The sequence below is a fragment of the Aquabacterium sp. genome (genome assembly GCF_016195855.1).
GTDB lineage: Bacteria > Pseudomonadota > Gammaproteobacteria > Burkholderiales > Burkholderiaceae_C > Aquabacterium.
The window spans coordinates 571,922-593,664 of the sequence record NZ_JACPYU010000016.1; the positions used below are offsets into that span (position 1 = coordinate 571,922).

16 protein-coding genes and 1 pseudogene are annotated in these 21,743 nt (G+C 64.1%); 3 read left to right on the forward strand and 14 right to left on the reverse strand.

All coding sequences use genetic code 11. The annotated features are described in order from the left end of the window. Positions 1-7: 7 nt before the first annotated feature. The 7 genes from HY019_RS15970 to HY019_RS16000 all read right to left on the reverse strand — a co-directional run bounded on the left by HY019_RS15970 (position 8) and on the right by HY019_RS16000 (position 6,170). Positions 8-1,300, reverse strand: a complete 1,293-nt coding sequence (locus HY019_RS15970; protein ID WP_290694052.1) for a hypothetical protein — start codon at positions 1,298-1,300, stop codon at positions 8-10. A gap of 256 nt (positions 1,301-1,556) precedes the next feature. Continuing rightward, positions 1,557-2,360, reverse strand: a complete 804-nt coding sequence (locus tag HY019_RS15975; RefSeq protein ID WP_290694053.1) for a lysophospholipid acyltransferase family protein — start codon at positions 2,358-2,360, stop codon at positions 1,557-1,559. Further along, positions 2,357-3,700: a dihydroorotase gene (locus HY019_RS15980; RefSeq protein ID WP_290694055.1), complete on the reverse strand. Its 1,344-nt coding sequence runs from the start codon at positions 3,698-3,700 to the stop codon at positions 2,357-2,359. The genes HY019_RS15975 and HY019_RS15980 overlap by 4 nt, the downstream gene beginning before the upstream one ends. Continuing rightward, the gene (locus HY019_RS15985; RefSeq protein WP_035039415.1) at positions 3,697-4,659 is read right to left on the reverse strand and encodes an aspartate carbamoyltransferase catalytic subunit; all 963 of its coding nucleotides are present in this window, start codon (positions 4,657-4,659) and stop codon (positions 3,697-3,699) included. Before HY019_RS15985 ends, HY019_RS15980 begins: the two co-directional genes overlap by 4 nt. After that, the gene (pyrR, locus tag HY019_RS15990) at positions 4,656-5,171 is read right to left on the reverse strand and encodes a bifunctional pyr operon transcriptional regulator/uracil phosphoribosyltransferase PyrR (protein ID WP_290694058.1); all 516 of its coding nucleotides are present in this window, start codon (positions 5,169-5,171) and stop codon (positions 4,656-4,658) included. Before pyrR ends, HY019_RS15985 begins: the two co-directional genes overlap by 4 nt. Before the next feature lie 16 nt (positions 5,172-5,187). Then, on the reverse strand, positions 5,188-5,586 hold the full coding sequence (gene ruvX, locus HY019_RS15995; RefSeq protein ID WP_290694060.1) for a Holliday junction resolvase RuvX: 399 nt from the start codon (positions 5,584-5,586) through the stop codon (positions 5,188-5,190). Further along, complete coding sequence (locus tag HY019_RS16000; protein ID WP_290694062.1) at positions 5,583-6,170, reverse strand: YqgE/AlgH family protein; 588 nt, start codon at positions 6,168-6,170, stop codon at positions 5,583-5,585. The genes ruvX and HY019_RS16000 overlap by 4 nt, the downstream gene beginning before the upstream one ends. A 96-nt stretch (positions 6,171-6,266) precedes the next feature. Here HY019_RS16000 and HY019_RS16005 point away from each other — a divergent pair, with 96 nt between their 5' ends. Then, complete coding sequence (locus HY019_RS16005; protein WP_290694064.1) at positions 6,267-7,841, forward strand: deoxyribodipyrimidine photo-lyase; 1,575 nt, start codon at positions 6,267-6,269, stop codon at positions 7,839-7,841. Between the two features lie 24 nt (positions 7,842-7,865). On the opposite strand, the gene HY019_RS16010 is transcribed toward HY019_RS16005, so the two are convergent. The 7 genes from HY019_RS16010 to HY019_RS16040 all read right to left on the reverse strand — a co-directional run bounded on the left by HY019_RS16010 (position 7,866) and on the right by HY019_RS16040 (position 19,545). Continuing rightward, on the reverse strand, positions 7,866-8,972 hold the full coding sequence (locus HY019_RS16010) for a GGDEF domain-containing protein (protein ID WP_290694065.1): 1,107 nt from the start codon (positions 8,970-8,972) through the stop codon (positions 7,866-7,868). A gap of 20 nt (positions 8,973-8,992) precedes the next feature. Continuing rightward, on the reverse strand, positions 8,993-15,505 hold the full coding sequence (locus tag HY019_RS16015) for an Hpt domain-containing protein (RefSeq protein WP_290694066.1): 6,513 nt from the start codon (positions 15,503-15,505) through the stop codon (positions 8,993-8,995). 15 nt (positions 15,506-15,520) lie between these two features. Then, positions 15,521-17,860: a methyl-accepting chemotaxis protein gene (locus HY019_RS16020; protein ID WP_290694067.1), complete on the reverse strand. Its 2,340-nt coding sequence runs from the start codon at positions 17,858-17,860 to the stop codon at positions 15,521-15,523. 42 nt (positions 17,861-17,902) lie between these two features. Then, the gene (locus tag HY019_RS16025; protein ID WP_290694068.1) at positions 17,903-18,445 is read right to left on the reverse strand and encodes a chemotaxis protein CheW; all 543 of its coding nucleotides are present in this window, start codon (positions 18,443-18,445) and stop codon (positions 17,903-17,905) included. 17 nt (positions 18,446-18,462) lie between these two features. Further along, the gene (locus HY019_RS16030) at positions 18,463-18,828 is read right to left on the reverse strand and encodes a response regulator (RefSeq protein WP_290694069.1); all 366 of its coding nucleotides are present in this window, start codon (positions 18,826-18,828) and stop codon (positions 18,463-18,465) included. A gap of 99 nt (positions 18,829-18,927) precedes the next feature. Further along, a complete protein-coding gene (locus tag HY019_RS16035; RefSeq protein ID WP_290694070.1) occupies positions 18,928-19,326 on the reverse strand; it encodes a response regulator in 399 nt (132 codons plus the stop codon). A 66-nt stretch (positions 19,327-19,392) separates the two neighbouring features. Beyond that, positions 19,393-19,545, reverse strand: a complete 153-nt coding sequence (locus HY019_RS16040) for a rubredoxin (protein ID WP_035043462.1) — start codon at positions 19,543-19,545, stop codon at positions 19,393-19,395. Between the two features lie 131 nt (positions 19,546-19,676). Here HY019_RS16040 and HY019_RS16045 point away from each other — a divergent pair, with 131 nt between their 5' ends. Beyond that, the gene (locus HY019_RS16045; RefSeq protein ID WP_363302775.1) at positions 19,677-20,624 is read left to right on the forward strand and encodes a bifunctional hydroxymethylpyrimidine kinase/phosphomethylpyrimidine kinase; all 948 of its coding nucleotides are present in this window, start codon (positions 19,677-19,679) and stop codon (positions 20,622-20,624) included. Beyond that, positions 20,614-21,737, forward strand: a pseudogene (locus tag HY019_RS16050) (glutamate-1-semialdehyde 2,1-aminomutase). Before HY019_RS16045 ends, HY019_RS16050 begins: the two are co-directional and overlap by 11 nt. Positions 21,738-21,743: the final 6 nt, after the last annotated feature.

The following is a 21,743-nucleotide window of genomic DNA, read 5'->3' on the forward strand; positions in this document are numbered from 1 at the left end:
CTTCCGCTTAGAACACGAAGTCCATCGACACGGACAACACGTTGACCGTACGGCGGTTTTGCAGGAAGGATTGCTCTTGAGCAGCACTGGGGTCCCTGGTAAAGAAAAGTCCCCATGAATCTGCCGGTTTATGAATTTGATCCCACTGGGCTTTCAAGGCCACATTGGGCATCACGTCCCAACGCGAACCCAGGGTGATCGTGCGCTGAGCCAATTTTTGAACGTTCAGCACGCTTTGGATGCCGCTGTTAGCACCATTGGCAAAGGTCGTCAGAGGAGCGACCTGAGCAAGCGGCACGACGGTTGTAGCCGTGACATTGGCGCTGTTGACAGTCAAGCGAGAGAAGCCGATGTAGGGCGTGAATTTCCCCACACGGTAACCAACATTGGTGTACCAGCCAGTGGTATCAGCAATGAAGCTGTTACTGCGGCGCTTGGTGTATTCGCCTGAAATGATCCAATTGTCTTGGTCATAACTTGCGCCAAAGCCAACAAAAGAAATATCCTTGTCCTGGGTCACCAGCGTCGCGTTGGTGGCATTCGTGATCTTCGTGCCAACGTCAACCAACGCGGGACTCGAATTGAGAATACCGAGGCCAGTAGCTTGTGCACCAAGGGCCAACAGACCGTTTACTGAGTCTGAAGTCAACGATATCTTGGACTTTGAATACCCAGCGCGAAGCGTCAGGCCGTTGTCCATTTCGGCGGTCAGGTTCAAACCTTTCAGCTTCTTCAACTGAAAGTTGGAAGGCCCCAACTCCCGACCACTGCTTCTGAAAGCAGAGGCGTAGTCAGCCTTGGAATCGCCGGCATAAAGCGTGGCATTGAAGGTGGTGGACCCCAGCGCGTACTGGTAGGTCACGTCGCCGCCTTCAAACTGATCCGTGGGTACCTGCCCGTACACATCCAGGTTCGGACGCACGGTCGTGTTGGCGTAGCCCACGTTACGGAAGTCAGAAACCATGAAGAACGGGGCACCCATGCGCCCCCCACGCACGGTCAGCGCTGGCAGCGCTTGCCACTTGGCAAAAATCCAATCGACCGAGGGCACGTATTGCGAACTGGCGTCGTAGCGCGCCATCACCTGGGTCGTGGCGGAAAACGTCGGTGTGAACTTGTAGGAGCCTTGAACCGCCAACTTGCTGTCGGGGCTCATGTTCGGCGTGGTGCCCGCGCCGCCACCTTGCCCTGGGTAGTTGAATTCGACGTCATTGGTGCTGCTGTGCACTGCACCCAGCGTACCGAAGCCGGACAAACGGAAGTTGCCGTCAGGCGATTGGTAGTCAGCCTGGGCACTCATGCAAGTGACCAAGGCTGCGGCCGCCAGTGGAAGGCGCCGAAGTTTTTTCTCTGACATTGGAGGGACTCCTCAACAGGGTTGACGGGACGCCGAATCGGTCTGAACACCTGATGCTTTTTGGAAGTCGGTGTTGTGACCGAATGCGCCACCACTTTGCCTAAGGGCTTTGCGGTTGTCGTCAGAGTAGAGTTACCACTTGACACCAATCCCCTGAATAAGGTGTTTCGCAACGTGCACTTTTTCACTAACGCACGAATTAATGATTTTGCAGATGCAGGGAATCGGACAGTTGGGCCTGTAACAAATCTGCCAGCGCCCTTCTGTCGGCGTGCGCTACCGTCTGCAAAGGCAGGATGTGAGCGTGCACTCGCAACCCTCTGGCGGTGACGATCCACCACAAGGATTGCATCAGGGTGGTGTCGCCCACATAGGCCGCAATGGGGCTCACGGCATGCTGAGGGTCGCTATAACGCAACACCACGGGCTGCACGGGCGCAGGGGCATCGATGGCCGCCTGCAATAAATTCGCGTGAAAGTGCATCACGCCATGGCCGTCGCCGGTGGTGCCTTCCGGAAAAACCGCCAGGGTGTGGCCCTCGCGCATGGCCTTGGACATCAAACCCAGCACGCGCATGGCGTCCCGGCGGCGCTCCCGCACCAGATACAGGGTGCCTGCCGCGGTCACCAACCGGCCGACCAGAGGCCACTGCCCCACCTCGGCCTTGGATACAAAGCGCGAGGGCACCACGGAGTTGATGGCGACGATGTCCAGCCAGGACACGTGGTTGGACACGACCAGCTTGGCGCCGGGCCGAGCCTGCCCCTGCACCGACAACTCGATGCCCAGGATGGTCAGCAGCTTGCTGGACCAGCGGGCCGTTTCGTCATGCCAGCCCTGCTCGTCCAGTTTGGGCCAGACGAGGTAGGAGCGCACATAGGCGACCAGGACATGCAGCAGGACGCGCGACAGCCGCCACGCCGCCAGGGGCACGGCCTGAGCCAGCTCCAGCGGGCCGGACGGCCCGGGCTGGCGTTGTTGATCACCCAGGGTGGCACTCATGCCGCCACGCGTCGCGTTTCAGCTTCGTGCGCGACCTGACCGGCCACCAGCGTGAGTTGCACCCGGCCCGCCAGCTCGAAACCGGTCGAGCTGAAGGCAAAAGGTGTGTGCTTGCCTTGACTGACCAGCGCAGAAGGCTCGACCACCCAGCGCGCAGCCGGGTCAAAGATCACCACATCGGCCACACCGCCGGCAACCAGACGCCCCGCGCTGGACGACAAGGAGCCCAGGGACTCGCCCAGGACCTTGACCGGCCCTTGCGTGACCACCGACAGCGCGCGGCGCAGCTTGGCTGCATCGGGCTGGTCGCTCTGGTCTGCACCCGACCACTTCAGGGCCAGGCTGAGCAACAGCTCCAGGCCGGTGGCACCGGGCTCGGCCTCGCCAAACGGCAGGGTCTTGTTGTCCTCGTCAACCGGGGTGTGGTCGGACACCAGGGCGTCGAGCGTGCCGTCCAGCAGGCCGGCCTGCAGGGCATCGCGGTCGCGGCCCTGGCGCAGCGGCGGGGTCACGCGCATGGCGGGGTTGAAGTAGCCGATGTCCACGTCCGTGAGCAGCAGGGAGTTGATGCTCACGTCAGCCGTGATGGGCAAGCCCTGGGCCTTGGCCTGGCGGATCAGCTCGACCCCTTGTGCGCTGGAGATGCGGCACAGGTGGACCCGCGCGCCCGTTGCCCGCACCAGCTCGATGATGGTGCACAGCGCAATCGTTTCGGCGCTGACGGGCACGCCCGACAAGCCCAGGCGTGTAGCCACCGGGCCGCTGGCAGCCACGCCCTTGCCGAGCCAGGCATCCTGCGGACGCAGCCAGACGGTGTAGCCAAAGGTGCCCGCGTACTGCAGGGCGCGCTGCAGCACCTGGGTGTCCTTGATGGGCACTTCGGCCTGCGAATAGCCGACGCAGCCTGCCTCATGCAACTCGGCCATCTCGGTGAGGTTCTCACCCTTGAGGCCACGCGTGAGCGCTCCCAAGGGGAACAGGCGGCAGCGACTGAGCTTGCGCGCACGCAGCTTGAGCATCTCGACCAGTCCGGGCTCGTCCAGCGTGGGATCGGTATCGGGCAGGCAGACCACACTGGTCACGCCACCCGCGGCAGCGGCGGCCAGCTCGGACTCCAGCATGCCTTCGTGCTCATGCCCCGGCTCTTTCAGGCGCGCAGCCAGATCAACCAGGCCGGGGGCCACGATCATGCCGCTGGCATCGATGACGCGGTCAGCGGCGAAGTCGGCACTGGCAGCGCCAATGGCACTGATGCGGCCCGAGGTGATGGCGAGGTCGCCAATCTGGTCCAGGCCGGAAGCGGGGTCGACCAGACGGCCGTTCTTGATCAGGATCTTCATGCTTCATTCCCCGCGATGATGGACATGACCGCCATGCGCACGGCGATACCGAAGGTCACCTGGGGCAGGATCACGCTTTGCTTGCCGTCCGCCACGGCCGAGTCGATCTCCACACCGCGGTTGATCGGGCCCGGGTGCATCACGATGGCATCGGGCTTGGCCAGGGCCAGCTTGGATTCGGTCAAGCCGAACTCCTTGAAGAACTCGCCGGCGCTGGGCAGCATGCCGCCGGACATGCGCTCGTTCTGCAGGCGCAGCATGATCACGACATCTGCACCACGGATGCCTTCGGCCATGTCGTGGCACACGCGCACGCCCATCTCGCGCAGGTCACCGGGCACCAGGGTGCGCGGGCCCACCACACGCACTTCGGGCACGCCCAGCGTGGTCAGTGCATGGATGTTGGAGCGGGCCACACGCGAGTGCACGATGTCGCCCACGATGGCCACGGTCAGGTTGCTGAAGTCCTTCTTGTAGTGCCGGATGGTGTACATGTCCAGCAAGGCCTGCGTGGGGTGCGCGTGGCGGCCGTCACCGGCATTGACCACATGCACATGCGGTGCCACGTGCTGCGCGATCAGGTAGGGCGCGCCGGACTCGGAGTGGCGCACGATGAACATGTCCGCCTGCATCGCGCTCAGGTTGGCGATGGTGTCCAGCAGGCTTTCACCCTTGGAGGCCGATGAACGGGCGATGTCCAGGTTGATCACGTCGGCGCTCAGGCGCTTGGCGGCGATCTCGAAGGTCGTGCGGGTGCGGGTGCTGTTTTCAAAGAACAGGTTGAAGACGCTCTTGCCGCGCAGCAAGGGCACCTTCTTGACTTCGCGGTCGTTGACGCTCAGGAACTGCTCGGCCGTGTCCAGGATCTGGTGGATGATGGGCTTGGGCAGTCCTTCGGTGGACAGCAAATGGATCAGCTCGCCATGCTTGTTGAGCTGTGGGTTGGTCTTGAGCATCAAACCCTCTCGAAATGGAATTGGAAGCGGCCGTCTTCGGTGCGGTCCAGCGACACCCGCTCATTGGCAGGCAGCGTGATGCGGGCCGCCGACAAGGCCGGCTCGATGGGCAACTGGCGGCCACCGCGGTCCACCAGCACAGCCAGTGTCACGCTGGCGGGACGGCCAAAGTCGAACAGCTCATTGATCACGGCACGCGTGGTGCGGCCGGTGTAGAGCACATCGTCAATCAGCAGGATGTGACGCCCTTCCACCTCGAACGGCAGGTGGGTCGCGTCCTTGGTGGTGGACATGCCGCGGGAGCTGAAGTCGTCACGGTGCAGGGCCGACGAGATCACGCCGTGAGGCGTCTTGATCCCCAGGTCGCGGTTTAGACGCTCGGCCAGCCAGGCGCCACCTGACCAGACGCCCACCAACGTGGTCTCCGGGGTGACGATGCGGCGCAAACCTGCCAGCAGGTTGTCGTAAAGCGCCTCGGCATCAAGGTGCAGGGTGTGGGGCGTGGTGTCGCTCACGGTGGCCTCTTGCTAGTCAGGGCTGTGGATGATCGTTGAAATATTGTTGCAGCAAGATGGCGGCAGAGGCCGCATCCAGGTCGCGCGCACCGTCGGCAATGGCCTCGGTGGTGGAGTAGCGCTCGTCGACCTCGTGCACCGGCAGGTGAAAGCGCCCGCGCAGCTGGCCGCCAAACTTGCGTGCTCGCAGCGTATTGTCGTGCTCCGCGCCGTCCGGATGGAAAGGCACCCCGATGACCAGGGCATCCGGGCGCCACTCTTCGATGAGTTTGGCGATCTGCTCGAAACGGGGCTTGCCTTCGGCGGCGATGGTGCGCAGTGGCTGCGCCTGGCGCATCAGGCTGTTGCCCGTGGCAACGCCCACCCGCTTGAGACCGTAGTCAAAAGCGAGGTATGTCAGGGTCGGGCCACTCATGCGTGCCCAGCCTCGCCCATCAGGAAATTGCGGTCGATGCCAAGCAGAGACAAAGCCTTGTCATAGCGTTGCTCCACTGGCGTGTTGAAGATGATGTCGGGTTCGGCGTCTACAGTAAGCCACCCGTTGCGGGACAGCTCTTCCTCCAGTTGCCCCGCGCTCCAGCCGGAATAGCCCAGCGTGATGAACACCTTGCGTGGGCCAGCCCCGTTGGACAGCGCCTCCAGCACATCGCGCGAGGTGGTCATCTCCAGGCCCTCGGCCACTTTCAAGGTGGAGTTGTAGTGCCCCCCCTCGGCATCCAGGCTTTCATGCAGCACAAAACCCCGCTCGGTCTGCACCGGGCCGCCAAAAAACACCGGCCGGCTGGCCAGGTCGGGCCGCTCCAGGCTGAGGTCCACCTTCTCGAACAGGTGCTTGAGGTTGATGTCAATGGGCCGGTTGATGACCAGGCCCAACGCACCTTTGTCGTTGTGCTCGCACATATAGACCACCGTACCGGCAAAATTGCCGTCTCTCATCCCCGGCATGGCGATGAGGAACTGGTTGGTCAGATTGATAGGGTTGGAAGCACCGGCAGACATGGCGCAATTTTAGACGCCCGCGCCCTGCCCTTTCATGCTGATTGGCCCATTTACCCTTCACGCAAGCCGGCTTGCTGACAAACGAACGCCCAAGACATGACCGAAGTCATCGATTCAGCCCTGGTCTGGTTCCGACGCGACCTGCGCAGCACGGACCACGCGGCGCTTTACCACGCCCTGAAAAACGCCCGCCGCGTGTGGTGCGCCTTTGTCTTCGACACGGACATCCTGGACCCGCTCCCCCGCTTTGACCGGCGCGTGGCCTTCATCCAGCGCAGCCTGGTCGAGCTGGACCAGGCGCTGGAGGCCCTGGGCCGGCAACACCCGCTGGCGCAGCTGAACGCCTCAGCTGCCAGCGGCGCCACCTGCGGCCTGATCGTGCGCCATGGCTCGGCCAAGGTCGAAATCCCCAAGCTGGTGGCGCAACTGGGCGTGCAGGCGGTCTACGCCAACCACGATGACGAACCGGCCGCCCAGGCCCGGGACGCCCAGGTGCGCGGCCAGTTGAGTAACCTGGGCGCCGCCCTGTTCACGTCCAAGGACCACGTGATCTTCGAGCGCAACGAGGTGCTGACGGGCAACGACTCGCCTTATGGCGTGTTCACGCCCTACAAGAACGCCTGGCTCAAGAAAATCGACCCGTTCTACGTCAAACCCTACCCCATTGAGCGCTTCGCCGCCCATCTGGCGCCCATACCCGCCAAAGTGCACCCGGTTGGCTCGCCCAGGGTGCCCGAGCTGAGCACCATCGGCTTCGAGGCCGTGGGTGAGATGAAGGTGCCCGCCGGCATGAGCGGCGCCCAGTCTCTGCTGGACGACTTCCTGCACCGCATCGACCACTACGACGAAACACGGGACTTCCCCGGCATCAAAGGCCCCAGCTACCTGTCCACCCACTTGCGCTTTGGCACCGTGTCCATCCGGCAGCTGGCGGGCCTGGCCTGGGAGCGCGCCAAGAACGGCTCATCGGGCGCGCAGACCTGGCTGTCCGAGCTGATCTGGCGCGATTTCTATCACCAGATCCTGTTTCACCACCCCCACGTGGTGGGTCACGCCTACAAGCGCGAATACGACCTCATCAAATGGGCGCATGGCAGCAAGGCCGAGGCGCATTTCCAGGCCTGGTGCGATGGGCGCACCGGCTACCCCCTGGTGGACGCGGCCATGCGCCAGCTCAACCAGACGGGCTATATGCACAACCGCCTGCGCATGGTGGTAGCCAGCTTCCTGATCAAGGACCTGGGCATCGACTGGCGGCGCGGCGAGGCCTATTTCGCCGAGAAGCTGCTGGATTTCGATCTGGCGGCCAACAACGGTGGCTGGCAATGGGCCGCCTCCAGTGGCTGCGATGCGCAACCCTGGTTCCGCATCTTCAACCCCATCAACCAGAGCGAGAAGTTCGACCCGCAAGGCAAGTTCATCCGCCGCTACGTGCCCGAGTTGGCCGCCCTGCCCGACCGGGCCTTGCACGCGCCCTGGCTGGCTCGCCCCAGTGACCTGGCCAGCATCGATGACGTGGTGATCGGGCGCGACTACCCGCAACCCATCGTGATGCACGACGAAGCCCGCGCGGAAACACTGGAGCGCTATGCGGTGCTCAAGACCGCCAGCGACAAGGACATCCAGAAGCTGGCCCGCAAGAAGCCTGCAAAGAAGGCCGTGAAGAAATAGGGCTGAGCCCAGCCGGGCGTCAGATCAGAACAGCTCGACGTCGCCGATGTGGGTGTCTTCGGATGCCAGCACGCCCTCGCGCACCAGGGCCTCGAAGCACAACACCTGGTTGCGCCCCTGGTGCTTGGCCTGGTAGACGCCCTGGTCAGCCCGCGCAAAGGACACGTTGGGCGTGTCCTGGTGCTGGATCTCGGTGAAGCCGACGCTCACCGTCACCTTGTGGACCTGCGGGAAGGGGTAGGACTCGACATTGCAACGGAAACGCTCGAAAGCGCCCATGGCATCGACTTCGTTGCCACCGCGCAGCAGGATCACGAACTCTTCGCCGCCAAAGCGATAGAGCCGGTCGTAGTGACGGAAGGACTGCCGCATGATGCGCGCCACCAGCACCAGCACCTCATCACCAATGAGGTGACCAAAGCCGTCATTGACCTTCTTGAAATGGTCGATGTCGACCACGCCCAGCCAATAGCCCGTCACCGGCACGGCCCGACGCTCACCGGCGGGCACCTGATGAAGGTCGGACGCCACGGGCATCGAGGCCTTCAGGAAGGACGCATCGAAAGTCTGGCGATTGAGCAAGCCCGTGAGCGCATCACGCTGGCTCGACTCCAGCAGGTTCTGAAAGTTGCCAAACACCTTCAGCAGGGTCTGGATGGGCCGCAGGGCTTGCAAGGACAAGGGCTTGTCCGACCACACTTCCAGCACGCCAGGCAAGCCCACTTCGACCTGCAAGGGCAGCACGGTGACGTGACGCAATGCGGGATCAGCGCAGGCCTCTTCGCTCAACTCGGCCTGCTCCAGCAAGCGCGCCTCCAACACGGACTCGCGCATGGGGTAGGCGCCCAGGGGCGGCAGGGATTCCAGGTCCACCCAGGGTGGGTCGCTGACGGTCAACTGGCTGCGGCGCGCCAGGCCACTGCACAGCCAGTGGCGCGGCTCTTCGTCACGGCCGACCAGGCGATACACACCGACGCTGCTGACCGACAGCAACTCCAGCACCCCTTGCGCCAGCGACACGTCCAGCATTTCGCGGTCGCGCTGGGCCGTCAGGGCCGCCAGATGGGAAATGGCATCCTCGGCAACCGGTTGCACGGCCGCGGCGTGGGATGGGGTTGCGGTGATGGCCAACAAATCTTTACTGCAATGAATCAGACCGCCACTTCATGCGGCACCGTGTAGCGCGCCACCAGTGCCAGCAACTCTTCTTCGCCGTATGGCTTGCCCAGGTAGTGGTTCACACCCAGCTCGGTTGCGTAGTCACGGTGCTTCTGCGCGATACGTGAAGTGATCATGATGACCGGCAGATCAGACAACTTTTGATCCGCGCGGATGTTGCGAACGAGGTCGAAACCATCCATGCGGGGCATTTCAATGTCGGACAGTACCACCGCAGGGCGCTCCTGTGCCAGCAATTCGAGGGCTTCCAACCCGTCTTTTGCCAGCATCACGCGATAACCTTCACGCGCCAGCAGGCGCTGGGTCACCTTGCGCACGGTCAGCGAATCGTCAACCACCAGCACCAGCGGGGCCTGGGGCTCCGCGGATTCCGTCACGGCCTTGGCCTTGTTGGACTGCTTGCTGTCAGCTTGCAGCCAGCCGTCCAGATCCGAGGCGGCAGCAGCCAGTGCCTGCGCCGTCTGCGCGTGGGCACGGTCACCGTACACGGTGGCCAGCGCCACCGGGTTGTAGATCAGCGAGACGGCACCGGAGGCCAGCAGCGTCATGCCCGCCAGACCAGGCAGGCGCGCCAATTGCGGCCCCAGGTTCTTGACGACCACTTCCTGGTTGCCCAGCACTTCGTCCACGTGCAGCGCAACGCGTTGCTGCGCCGAACGCACGATGACCACCGGCAGCGTGCGCCCGCCTTCCATGCCGCGCGGGCTGAAGTCCAGCAGCGCACCCAGCCAGTAGAAGGGCAGAACCAGATCTGCAAAGGCATAACTGCCTTGCTGATAAGCCTGCACCACTTCTTGCGGACGCGCGCGGCGCACCATCTCGATCAGGTGGGTCGGCACGGCGATGTTGATGGCGCCGCACCGCAGCATCACCACCTTGGTCACCGCGGTGGTCAGCGGCAGGATCAGCGTGAAGCTGGTGCCCTTGCCAACCGATGTCGCCGTTTCGATGCGGCCACCCATGGCGTTCACTTCGGAGCGAACCACGTCCATGCCGATGCCGCGGCCGGCCAACTCGGTGACGGACTCGGCTGTCGAGAAGCCCGAGGTGAAGATCAATTGCGCCAGTTCGGCTTCGCTGGGCTTGTCGTCCGGCAGCAGCAGGCCCATGGCCACACCGCGCAAGCGGATGCGATCCAGATTCAGGCCTGCGCCATCGTCACGGAACTCGATGGCCACTTCGTTGCCTTCATGGCGCAGCGCCACGATGACCTGGCCCGTGGCGTCCTTGCCATTGGCCGTGCGGGTGGCGCCATCCTCGATACCGTGGGTGATGCAGTTGCGCAGCAAGTGCTCGAACGAGCCGGTCATGCGCTCCAGCACGCCACGGTCGATTTCAGTGGAGCCGCCCTGGATGTCCAGCCGCACCTGCTTGCCGGTTTCCTTGGCCGCCTGGCGCACCACGCGGTAAAGGCGATCAGACAGGCCGTCGAACTCCACCATGCGGGTGCGCAGCAGGTCGTCCTGCAGGTCACGCGTCAGGCGCGCCTGAGCGGCCAACTGGTCTTCTGCGGTTTCCAGGTTGCGCTGCAAGGTGCGCTGCACGGTGGCCACGTCGTTGACCGACTCGGCCATCATGCGGGTCAGTTCCTGGAAGCGCGTGTAGCGGTCGAACTCCAGCGGGTCGAAGTTCTGGCTCATGGCACGGGCCGCTTCCATGCGGGTGCTGAGCTGGGTTTCGGCCTGCAGTTCGATGTCGCGCAGTTGCTGACGCAAGCGCTCCAGGTTGTCCGTCAGGTCGGTCAGGGAGCCACGGATCTGCCCCACCTGCGACTGCAGACGGGTGCGCGTGATGCTGACCTCACCGGCGTGGTTGACCAGGCGGTCCAGCAACTGAGGGCGCACACGCACGGCCGCCTGCGACGGGCCCTGCACATGCTCACGCTCGATGCGCACCGAAGGCACCTGGCCTGCGCGGCTCAGGCCGGCCCAGTCGATGGGCTCCAGCTTGGCTTCGCCGGGCTGACGCGGCATCAGGGGCGTGACGGACACCGGCAAAGCCTGGGGCTCGACGACCGCAGGAGCCTCAAGGGCCGCGACCACGGTCGGCTCAGGCACAGACAGCACCGGCTCGGCGGGCGGCAACGGACGGCTGGCCTGCTCGTCGTAACTTTGGGCATCACGGGCACGCAGGGCCTCGAACACCTCGACCAGGCGGTCAACGCGCCCTTCCAGCGGCGCCACATCGGCCGGGATGATGTGATCGGACGCCAGCAAGCGCTCGATCGTGGACTCCATGCGGTGTGCCAGCTCGCCCAGGCGCATGGCACCGGCCAGGCGCGCACCACCCTTGAAGGTGTGCAGCGTGCGCATGCAGGCGGCGGCCGCAGCGGGGTGATCGGGCATCTCCAGCCACTGGCGTGTCTGGCTGGCCAACTGGGGCAGCAGTTCCTGAGCCTCTTCCTCGAAGATGGGGAACAGGTCAGCGTCTACATTGTCCTGCGCATCGATGTCGGACTCGTCGTCCCAATGCACGGGCCCTGCCCCGCTCAGACCCTGCACGCTGGGTAAAGCACCTTGCAGTGCGTCGGCCTCGGGCGTCAGGGGCTCGAACTCCTTGAACTCGGCCACGCCCAAGGGCGCGGGCTGGGTGGCCTCGACTTCATCGGCAGCGCGAACCAGGCGCAGATGCGGACGCGCGTCTTCAACCGGCAAGTCACCCATCAACGAGTCAGACGGAGGCTGGCTTGCACCTTCAGGCGCAAAGGGATCGACATGCGGGGGCGCATCGAGCACCACCTGCTCATCCAGATCGCTGACCAGGCTGCGCGCCTCGATGCGGCGCGAGGCCTCGTGGTCGTACCACTCCAGGCGACGCATCAGCTCGTCGGACGGGGTCTTGAGGAAGCCCGCGGCGAACTGATGCAGCAGGCGCCGGATCTCTTCAGCCGCTTCATTGAACAGCGACACGGCCTCGGCTTCGCCACCACCCAGGGCCTGCGAGCGCATCAAGGCGTGCTCCAGGAGGCGGGCCAGTTGCGACAGCTCCGTGTAACCCACGGTGCCGGAGTTGCCAGCCAGGGAGTGCGCCAGCGCGATGGCGTCATCACCCACAGGGCGATGCAACTCCAGGGCCCACTCGCCCAGCGAGGTGCTCAAACGGCGCGATTGCTCATCGGCCTCGTTGAGGTAGATGTTGAACAGCGGGATGCTGATGCGCAAAGGACCCACCACCTTGACCTGCTCATCGACAGGCTCGTCGGCGACGGCGCTGTCGACGGCTTGCGGCTGCTCGCTGTCGGTGGGTTCAGCTGGTTCGGTGCGCGCGGTGCTGTCAGCACGGGCCGACTCGGTTGGCAGGTCCAGCAAATCGCCAGCCTGCGTGGGGTCGTTGTCGTCAAGGAGCACAAACTCCTTGGGGTCGGTCAAGGTCACCTCGGCCAGCGGCTCTTCAACCACTTCCTCAGACTCGGAATACAAGGCAGCAGGCGTCGAAGGCGCATGGATGGTCTCGACCACCAGCGGCGCCTGCGGCGTGCCAGCCGATGCATCCAGATCCAGCACGATCAACTCATGATCGGCCAGTGGTTCGGCCATCAGGTCCTGCGGCTGGGTGTCCACCTCGGGCAGGGCCTGCGGGTCCAGCACCGTGTCGGGCTCGGTGGTCACCACCAACTCTGGCAGGTCCATCTCGGACACCACCACCGACTCCAGCGGCGCGGGCACCGCGTCAGGCAGATCCAGCTCGTCGAAGGACAGCGTGGGCGCCACCGGCTCAACCTGAACCGGCGCTTCTTCCGTGACCTGCCCCAACTCGGGCAGCTCCCAGTCCAGGCCGGGCGGAACGGGCTTGGGCTCGGCCAGCAGAACGGGTGCAGGCTCAGCCAGGGTCTCGATCACCGGCGCGGACGCAGCCGGGGCAGGCTCTTCAGGCTCGCCGCCTTCGGGCTCAGACGCGGGGGCAGAGGCCACCTCAGACAGGCGTTTGCGCTGGCCATGCAGACGCAGGGCATCGGCCACTGCGATCACGGGTTGCGCCTTCCAGCCGGCATCCTGCTTGGCCGAGATCGCGTCCGTCCACAAGGCAAAGTGGCCCAGCAACTCGGCCGTGACGGCCTGCAAATCTGCGCTCACGGGATCATGCGACGCCAACCAGGCGTTGTACATCTGCTCGCAAGCCCAGCCAGCCTCGCCGTACTCCTTGAGGCCCACCATGCGCGAGCTGCCCTTGAGGGTGTGAAAGCCCCGGCGCACGGCCGTCAGCGAACCCACATCATCGGGCTGCGCAGCCAGGTGGACCAGCGCCTGCTGCATGTTGTCGATGACCTCGCGCGCTTCCTCCAGGAAGATGTCGCGCATTTCGTCGTCTTCTTCCAGGCCGGTTTCCTGCGTCACAGCGGCAGGTGCCAGTGACAAAGGTGCCTGTGGCGGGAAGTGGGGTTCAGGCTGCAGGGTTTCGGCGTCTGACACCGACTGCGTGAAGTCGGTCAGCACTTGCGAGACCTGCTCGCGTGCAGCGGCCAAGGCCACCTCATCGTCGCTGGCCTGGGCCGATTCGATGGCCGCCTGGGCTGCGGCCACGCTTTCGGCCAGGCCGGCCTGCTCCTGCACGTGCTGCGTTTCCGCCAGCTTCTGCAATTGCTCGGACACCTCGCTCAAAGAGGCGTCATCGCGCTCCAGAACCTCGGCCACTTCTTCGACCACCGCATGCGCTTCTTCCAGCTGAACATGCTGCGCAACGACTTCTACGGGGTCAGCTTGGGTTTTTTTTTCCCGCCCCATCACCGGCGCGAGCACGCCAGTGGCCTCGTCCATCGTGAACAGGGATTTGGCCAAAGCAGGCTGCACGCCCATCATGTCGATCAAAAAGCCCAGTGCGCCCAGGTTGGTTGCCAGGCGATCGAACACGCCTTCTTGCGCAGCCTGATCCAGGTCGGCACCGGGCACCAGCAGGTGGTCCACGGCCTCGCGCATGCGCACGGTGGCGTGCGCCGCCACATCCAGGCCCAGCACGGCCAGCACGCCGCGCATGGACTGCAACTGCCCCGGCACGTTGACCAGGGGGGTGGTGTCCTTGGGGTCGCGGAAGAACTGGTCGATGTGCTTTTCGCAGTCGGTCAGCGTGGTGCGCAGCTCCTGAACCACGCTGCCGATCGTCTGGCGATCGGACACCCGGCGGTACAGGTCCTCCATCCAGCTTTCCAGCGGCTGGGCATCATGGCCATCGCTGACGCTGTTGATGCGCTGCGCCAGGCGCTGCACGCGCTGCTGCTGATCGGGGCTGTCGAACTCGCCGTCTTCCAGCGAGGCTTCGATGTACAACAAGCTCGTGGCCACTTCCATGGCCAGCGAAGGCTCGGGCGCCTTGGCGGCCTGAACCGTGTTGTGCACGGCATGGGTCAAGGCGTCAGCCAGGGACTGGCCTTGCGGGAACAGGCGGCGCAGCGAATCACTGACCAGCGAGAACTGCTCGTTCAGGCCGCCCAGTCGCAACAACTCGCCAGCGGCCACGGCGGACCAGCCGTCTTTGGCGCCACCCACACGCTTGATGGCCTGCGCCACCCAGGCCGGGTCGTACTTGCCCAGCGAGGACGCCTGCAGGTCCACAGGCTTGTGGCGCTCCAGGCCAAAGGTGCGGCGCACACGCGCCAGCACCGAGTTCTCGGCGGCGGGCACATCGGAGGCCTGCGCGCAAAAGAACAGCAGTTCATTGGCCAGCCGGTCGGACGGCGTGGCGTTGCCTTTGACCAGCACGCGCAACTGGCTGAGCAGTTGCGACAGCACGCGCTTGGCATGCACGCTCAAGGGCACGTGGGCACCAGCCAGGCCTTCCAGGAAACCACTGGCAAGCATCCAGGTGGCGGACTCCCGGTGTGCCGAGCGCTGCACGGCACCGCTGGCCAGCGAGGCGCACAAGTCGGCCAGGGCCACGGCATCGACAGGCTGATTGCGCTTGAGCAGGTTCAGCAGGCCGGTTTCAAAATCGTCGACGGTGGCCGCATCGGCGGCCCGCGGCTGCACGTTCTCAGGCGGGGCCAGTGGCGCTTCCAGCGACAGATCGGGCCAATCCTGCGACCACAGATCGGTCGGGCGTGGCAGCACGCTGCCTGCGCGGGCCATCAAGGCCTCGTACTGCGGGAACAGCGCCATGGCCGAGACGGGCTTGCCCGACAAACGGCGGCTGACATAGTCCAGCAAGGCAAAGGAGGCCTTCTCGACGTCGCGCACGGCCTCTTCGGTGATGGACTGCGGACGGTTGACGAACTTCTGCACCACGGCTTCGGCGGCACGCAAAAGCGTCGCGCCCGCGGGCACACCGGCCAACTCCAGCGCACCCACACCCTGGTGGATCTGCTGGCGTGCCGTGCGCAGGATGGCCGGGTCCATGGCGTCCATGTCGGACAGCCCGGCCGATGTCACATCCTTGAGGCACCGGTGCAGCGCCTTGTGGGCCGCATCCAGCGACTTGCGCAGTTCCTCGTGAACCCAGGCCAGGGCACTGAGGTCATCGGAGGGCGAAGGAGCGTCGTTGTGCAAGCTGTCCATGGTTCATTCGCTCTTTTAGGAAGCGATCTTGAATCGGGCCACCGATTGTTGAAGTTCGTTGGCGGTCCTGGACAACTCACGCACCAGTTGCGTGGTTGAACGGGTACCTTCACCGGTCTGCTCGGTCACGGCAAAAATGTGCTGAATGTTGGCCACGACCACGTTGGCGGACTCCGCTTCCCGCAGGGCCTGCGAGGAAATCTGCTCAATCAGCTCGGCCAGTCGGCGAGACACGCGGTCGATGTCGCCCAGCGCGGAGCCGGCGGCGTCGGACAGTCGGGCCCCTTCCACCACACCCTGCGTGGAGCGCTCCATGGCGCCCACGGCATCTTGCGTGTCGGTCTGAATGGTGCGCACCAGCGCGGCAATTTCGCGCGTCGCATCGGCGGAACGTTCAGCCAGACGCTGCACTTCTTCGGCCACCACCGAGAAGCCGCGGCCGGCTTCACCAGCGGATGCGGCCTGGATGGCGGCGTTCAGCGCCAGCACGTTGGTCTGCTCGGTAATGTCGGAAATCAGCTCGGTGATTTCGCCGATTTCCTGAGACGATTCGCCCAGCCGCTTGATGCGCTTGGAGGTTTCCTGGATCTGCTCGCGGATGGTGTTCATACCGCCGATGGCGTTCTGCACGGCTTGCAGACCGGAGTCGGCAGCGGCCAGCGATTGGCGCGCCACTTCAGCAGAGTGCTGGGCTTGTGCAGACACCTCGTTAATCCGGCCGGCCATCTGCAGCACGGACTCACCGGTTTCACGGATCTCGCGCAGCTGCTCGTCGGAGGCGGCCAGCAGTTCGGTCGACGTGGCTTCCACCTCACCGGTGGTCTCCGTCACCCGTTGCACCGTGCCTTGCACTTGTGCCACCAGGTTGCGCAGCTCTTCCACCGTGAAGTTCACCGAGTCGGCGATGGCGCCGGTGATGTCTTCCGTCACCGTGGCTTGTTGCGTCAAGTCACCTTCAGCGACGAGTTGCAGTTCGTTCATCAATCGCAGAATGGCGGCCTGGTTGGCGTCATTGACGCGCTTAGCTTCGCGCTCCAGGCGTTCGGCTTCCTGACGCTGCTGTTCAGCCACCTGACGACGGTGGTTCTGGTCGGTCAGGAACACGCGCAGCAAGCCGTAAGCGGCTGCCACGGTGATCAACAGGAAGACCAGGATCAGGGCCACGTTGACCCCGCCAATACCGGCGCTTTCAGTCAGCTTCTGCTGAACCGTTTCCAGACCCTTGCGCAGTGGCTCGGAGTCATCGATCACGGCCACCTGGGCATCACGTGCGGCTACCAGGCCTTGCAGCGAACCCAGAATGAAGGTCGACTGTGTGCGGGTACGCTCGAAGATCTTGAGCAGCGCATCCAGTTGTTCGCGCACGGCCGGGTCTTTCGAGGCGACCAGCTTCAGGTCGGCGTTGCCATTGAGCAGGCCTTCGGCGATTTCCTTGAAGGCGTTCAGGTCCTTGCCCAGCAAGAACACGGCCTCGGTCGACACGCCTTCCACCGTCAGGAATTCGTTGGCCGACTTACCGATACGCTGCGTCAGCATGACCAGCTGGTTGAGCGATGAGGCTTCAGCGGGCGTCACGCCGCCCTTCTCGATCTTGGTCGTGGCAATGCCTTCGGCCAGGTCCAGCAGTTCGGACGACTGGCTGTTGACTTCACGCAGCGCCTGGCTCACCTGGGTCAGCGTCTGCTTCTGCTTCAACACGTAGTCCGCGTTCTTCTCGGCGCGGTCCACCAGGGGCAGCAGCTTGGTCAGCTCTTCCTTGGCAGCGCCATGCACTTCGCTCAGGCCCAGTGCGGAGTCGCCCTTGTCCAGACCACGCACGTTGCTGGCCAGCACCTTGGAGCTGTCTGCCACTTCGCCGAAGGCCTGTGCCCGGCCGATCAAGGCCTGCGACACCGACTTGGCCAGGCGTTGCGACTGCATCAGCGCCTGACCGGTTGCCCCGGTCTGCGCCGCACGGCGGTCGGCAGAGGTCACCGACAGGAAGGCGGACAGCAGCAGACCCAGCATGCCCACACCGAGCGCACCGCCGATGAAGCGTTGCTGGCGGTCCAGGCGCCACTTGCCGATCACGGGCAGGCCGGTTTGCGGCTCGGCCATCAAGGGGCCATCAGGCACCTCGTTCTTGAGCCGGTTGTCGTGGTAGTCAGGCGGGAACTCGGACGGCGCGTCCTCCGAGATGATCGAATCGGACGTGATCGTGCTGCCACCGGGCTGGATGGTGGAAGGCGCGGCCTGGGTGTCGACCGACTGCGCGCCAGAGGACGTCACCATGCCCTCGGTGCTCAATGCCTCGGACTGGACCTCGTCGTCGTCCTGCGTTTTGCCCAGGTCCTTGATTCGACTCAGGAAACTCATGCCTTTTGCTCCACTGTGTACTGCCAGACGGGGTCAGCCCCGTCAAACATCAATTTTCAGAAAGGCCTCGTCGGCCACCAGGCCGGCGAGATCCAGTTCGTACCATGTGCGGCCCAACGCGTCGTTGAACTGCTGGCCGATGAAATGCGGTTTGACCACGCCGGCTGCGTCTGGCGCCGGCGTCAGGGCCGTGGCGTTGCGCAAGCCCATCAGGCGGTCGATCAGCAGGGCTGCATTCATCTGCAAGCCCGAGTTGAAAGCGATCAGGCGGCCGGCGTCCCGGGTCACCGATTCGTTGAGGCTGCGCGTCTGGCGCTGCGGCAGCCCCAGGAAGGCCGCCATGTCGACCACACCGTGCAACTGGCCGCGCAGGTTGGCCACACCCAGGAACCAGGCCTGGCTGTGCGGCACAGGCTGGATGGTGGACAGCGGGAAGATCTCGCCCGCCTGGTCCAGTGAAAGCAGAAAACCGTGACCGGCAATCTCGACAGCCAACCAACTGCGCGCGGGCGCTTGTTGACGCACCATCTGCAGACGATCTGCCAGACGTTGCTGCAACTCCCTCAAGGCTTCTTTATTGGCCATCTTGCTGCGACCTCTTCTTAGCCGAAGGCCTTGATTTTGGACAGCAACTCTTCAGGGTTGACTGGCTTGACCACGTAGTCTCGCGCCCCCTGGCGCATGCCCCAGACCCGGTCGGTTTCCTGGTTCTTGCTGGTGCAGATGATGACGGGCACGCTGGCAAAAGCCGGATCGCGCGTGATGGCGCGGGTCAGCTGGAAGCCGTTCTGACCGGGCATGACCACGTCCATCAGGATCAGGTCAGGCTTGTCTTCCTGCAGACGGCGCATGGCTTCCTCGCCATTTTCGGCCGTGCGCACCTGGTAGCCCTTTTTCGTCAGCAACTCGGACAGGACATGCAATTCGGTCTTGGAATCGTCAACCAGCAATATTTTCTGAATGGGCATATCAACTCCTCGGTGCACGCTTGACTCAGGGTTTCGGGAAGCCCGGCGCACACGCATTATTCATCCTGACAGGCACCAGCCTGACAGCCAATGTTGCAATCAACTGGCGCTGTATTGCGCCACAGCCTGCAGCAATTGGTCCTTGGTAAAAGGTTTGGTCAGATAGTCCTGCGAGCCCACCATGCGCCCACGCGCCTTGTCGAACAGGCCATCCTTCGAAGAAAGCATGATCACCGGGGTATTGGTGAACCGTGGGTTTCGTTTGATGATGGCGCAGGTTTGATATCCGTCCAGACGGGGCATCAGAATGTCACAAAAAATAACATCTGGATTGTGGTCATTGACTTTGGAGAGGGCATCAAAACCATCTTCGGCCAACACCACTTCGTAACCGCCTTGTTTCAAAAAGATTTCGGCGCTGCGGCGAATGGTATTGCTGTCGTCAATGACGAGCACCTTGGTGCCCGCCTTCAATTCGGGGTTCTCAGCATCAGACACGGACGCGTTCCTCCAGACGGCCAACGCCCTTTGGGGCCTTGGCCAAAATCAACTCGATCACGAAGATCAGACCTGGACCATTTCGAAGTCTTCCTTGCGCGCACCGCACTCAGGACAGACCCAGTTCATCGGAACGTCTTCCCAGCGCGTGCCGGGCGCGATACCCTCTTCAGGCAAACCGGCGGCCTCGTCATAAATCCAGCCGCAAATCAGGCACATCCAGGTACGAAACTCGTTCACGTCGGTCCAAACCAGCTTGAATACAATGAACTGATTGTAGCCACCAGCCGCTCCCGTGAACCCCAGGGTTTGTGGGCACGGGCTCACCTTCTAGCCAATACTGCACACGCATGAACGCCCCCCAGACCGGTCCAGAGGACCACACCGCCGCAGAAGATCAGGACGCGGGCTCGCCAGCATGCGTCATGAGCTTCAATGCCAATGACGCCAGCGGGGCATCAGGGATCGGGGCGGATATCGCCACGATCGCCGCCATGGGTGCGCACGCGCTGCCTGTGGTCACCAGCCTGCTGATTCGCGACTCTGCCGAGGTATTCGAGTCCCACGAGATCGATGCCGAGGCGGTGATCGACCAGGCGCGCAGCGTGCTGGAAGACATCACCATCGCATCCTGGAAGGTCGGCTTCCTGGGCAGCGCCGAGGGCATCAGCGCCGTCGCCGAGATCCTCTCCGACTACACCGACACCCCGCTGGTGTCCTACCTGCCCAACCTGTCCTGGATGGACGAGGACGCCCAGATGGGCTACCTGGACGCCTTCCGCGAATTGATTCTGCCCGCCAGCCAGGTGTTGGTGGGAAACCACAAGACACTGACCGATTTCCTGCTGCCCGAATGGGACGCGGAACGTTCACCGTCTGCCAGAGAGCTGGCTGTGGCCGCTGCCGAACATGGCTGCGCCTATGTGCTGGTGACCGGCGTGCAGTTGCCCGACCAGTTCATTGACAACGTGCTGGCCTCGCCACAAGGCGCGGTGGCCGGTGAGCGTTTCGAGCGCTTCGAGGCCAGTTTCGTGGGCGCAGGCGACACCCTGTCGGCCGCCCTGGCCGCCATCCTGGCCACGGGCACCTCGCTGGATGTGGCCGTGTCGGAGGCCCTGAGCTTCCTGGACCAGGCCCTGGATTCGGGCTTCCGCCCCGGCATGGGCGGCGTGGTGCCCGATCGCTTCTTCTGGGCCCTGCCCCCTGGCGAACAGCCACCCGAAGGCGCGCCCACCGAGGGCGACATCACCGATCTGAACGACCAGCTTCCTCCCCCGCACACCCGCAATGTCCACTAACGCCTCGCTTTTTGAGCGCGCCCAACGCGTCATCCCTGGCGGCGTCAACTCGCCCGTGCGCGCCTTCCGCGCCGTGGGCGGCACGCCCCGCTTCATCACCCGTGCCCAAGGCGCCTCCTCAAACTCGTGCCCAGCGCCGAGCAGGTGCGCCTGGTGAGCTCGGGCACCGAAGCCGGCATGAGCGCCATCCGCCTGGCGCGCGGCTTCACGGGCCGCAGCAAGCTGATCAAGTTCGAAGGCTGTTACCACGGCCATGCCGATGCGCTGCTGGTCAAGGCCGGCTCGGGCCTGGCCACCTTCGGCCACCCCACCAGCGCCGGCGTGCCCGCTGAGGTGGTGCAGCACACTCTGGTGCTGGAGTACAACAACATCGCCCAGATCGAAGAGGCCTTTGCCACGCAAGGCGCCGACATCGCTTGCGTGATGATCGAGCCGATTGCCGGCAACATGAACTTCGTGCGCGCCAGCGTGCCCTTCATCAAGCGCATCCGTGAGTTGTGTGACCAGCACGGCGCCCTGTTCGTGTTCGATGAGGTGATGAGCGGCTTTCGCGTGGCCCTGGGCAGCGCGCAAAGCATCTACGCCAAGGCCCTGCCTGGTTTCAAGCCCGACATCAGCGTGTTCGGCAAGGTGATCGGTGGTGGCATGCCGCTGGCGGCCTTTGCGGCCCGCCGCGAGATCATGGCCAAGCTGGCCCCCCTGGGCCCGGTCTACCAGGCCGGCACCCTGTCGGGCAACCCGGTGGCCACCGCCTGCGGCCTGGCCACGCTCAAGCTGATCCAGCGCCCCGGCTTCTTCGAGGCCTTGTCAGCCTCCACCCGCAGCCTGATGGACGGCTTCTGCGCCGAGGCCAAGGCCGCTGGCGTCGAGCTCACCGCCGATTGCGAAGGCGGCATGTTCGGCTTCTTCTTTGCCGACCACCTGCCCCAGCACTACCAGGCGGTGATGGCCAAGGGCACCGACAAGTTCAACCAGTTCTTCCACCTCATGCTGGACCAGGGCGTGTACCTCGCCCCTGCCATGTACGAGGCCGGCTTTGTGAGCGCGGCTCACACGGCTGACGACATTGCCCAAACCGTGGCGGCCGCCGGCAAGGCCTTCCGCCAACTCTGAGCTTTA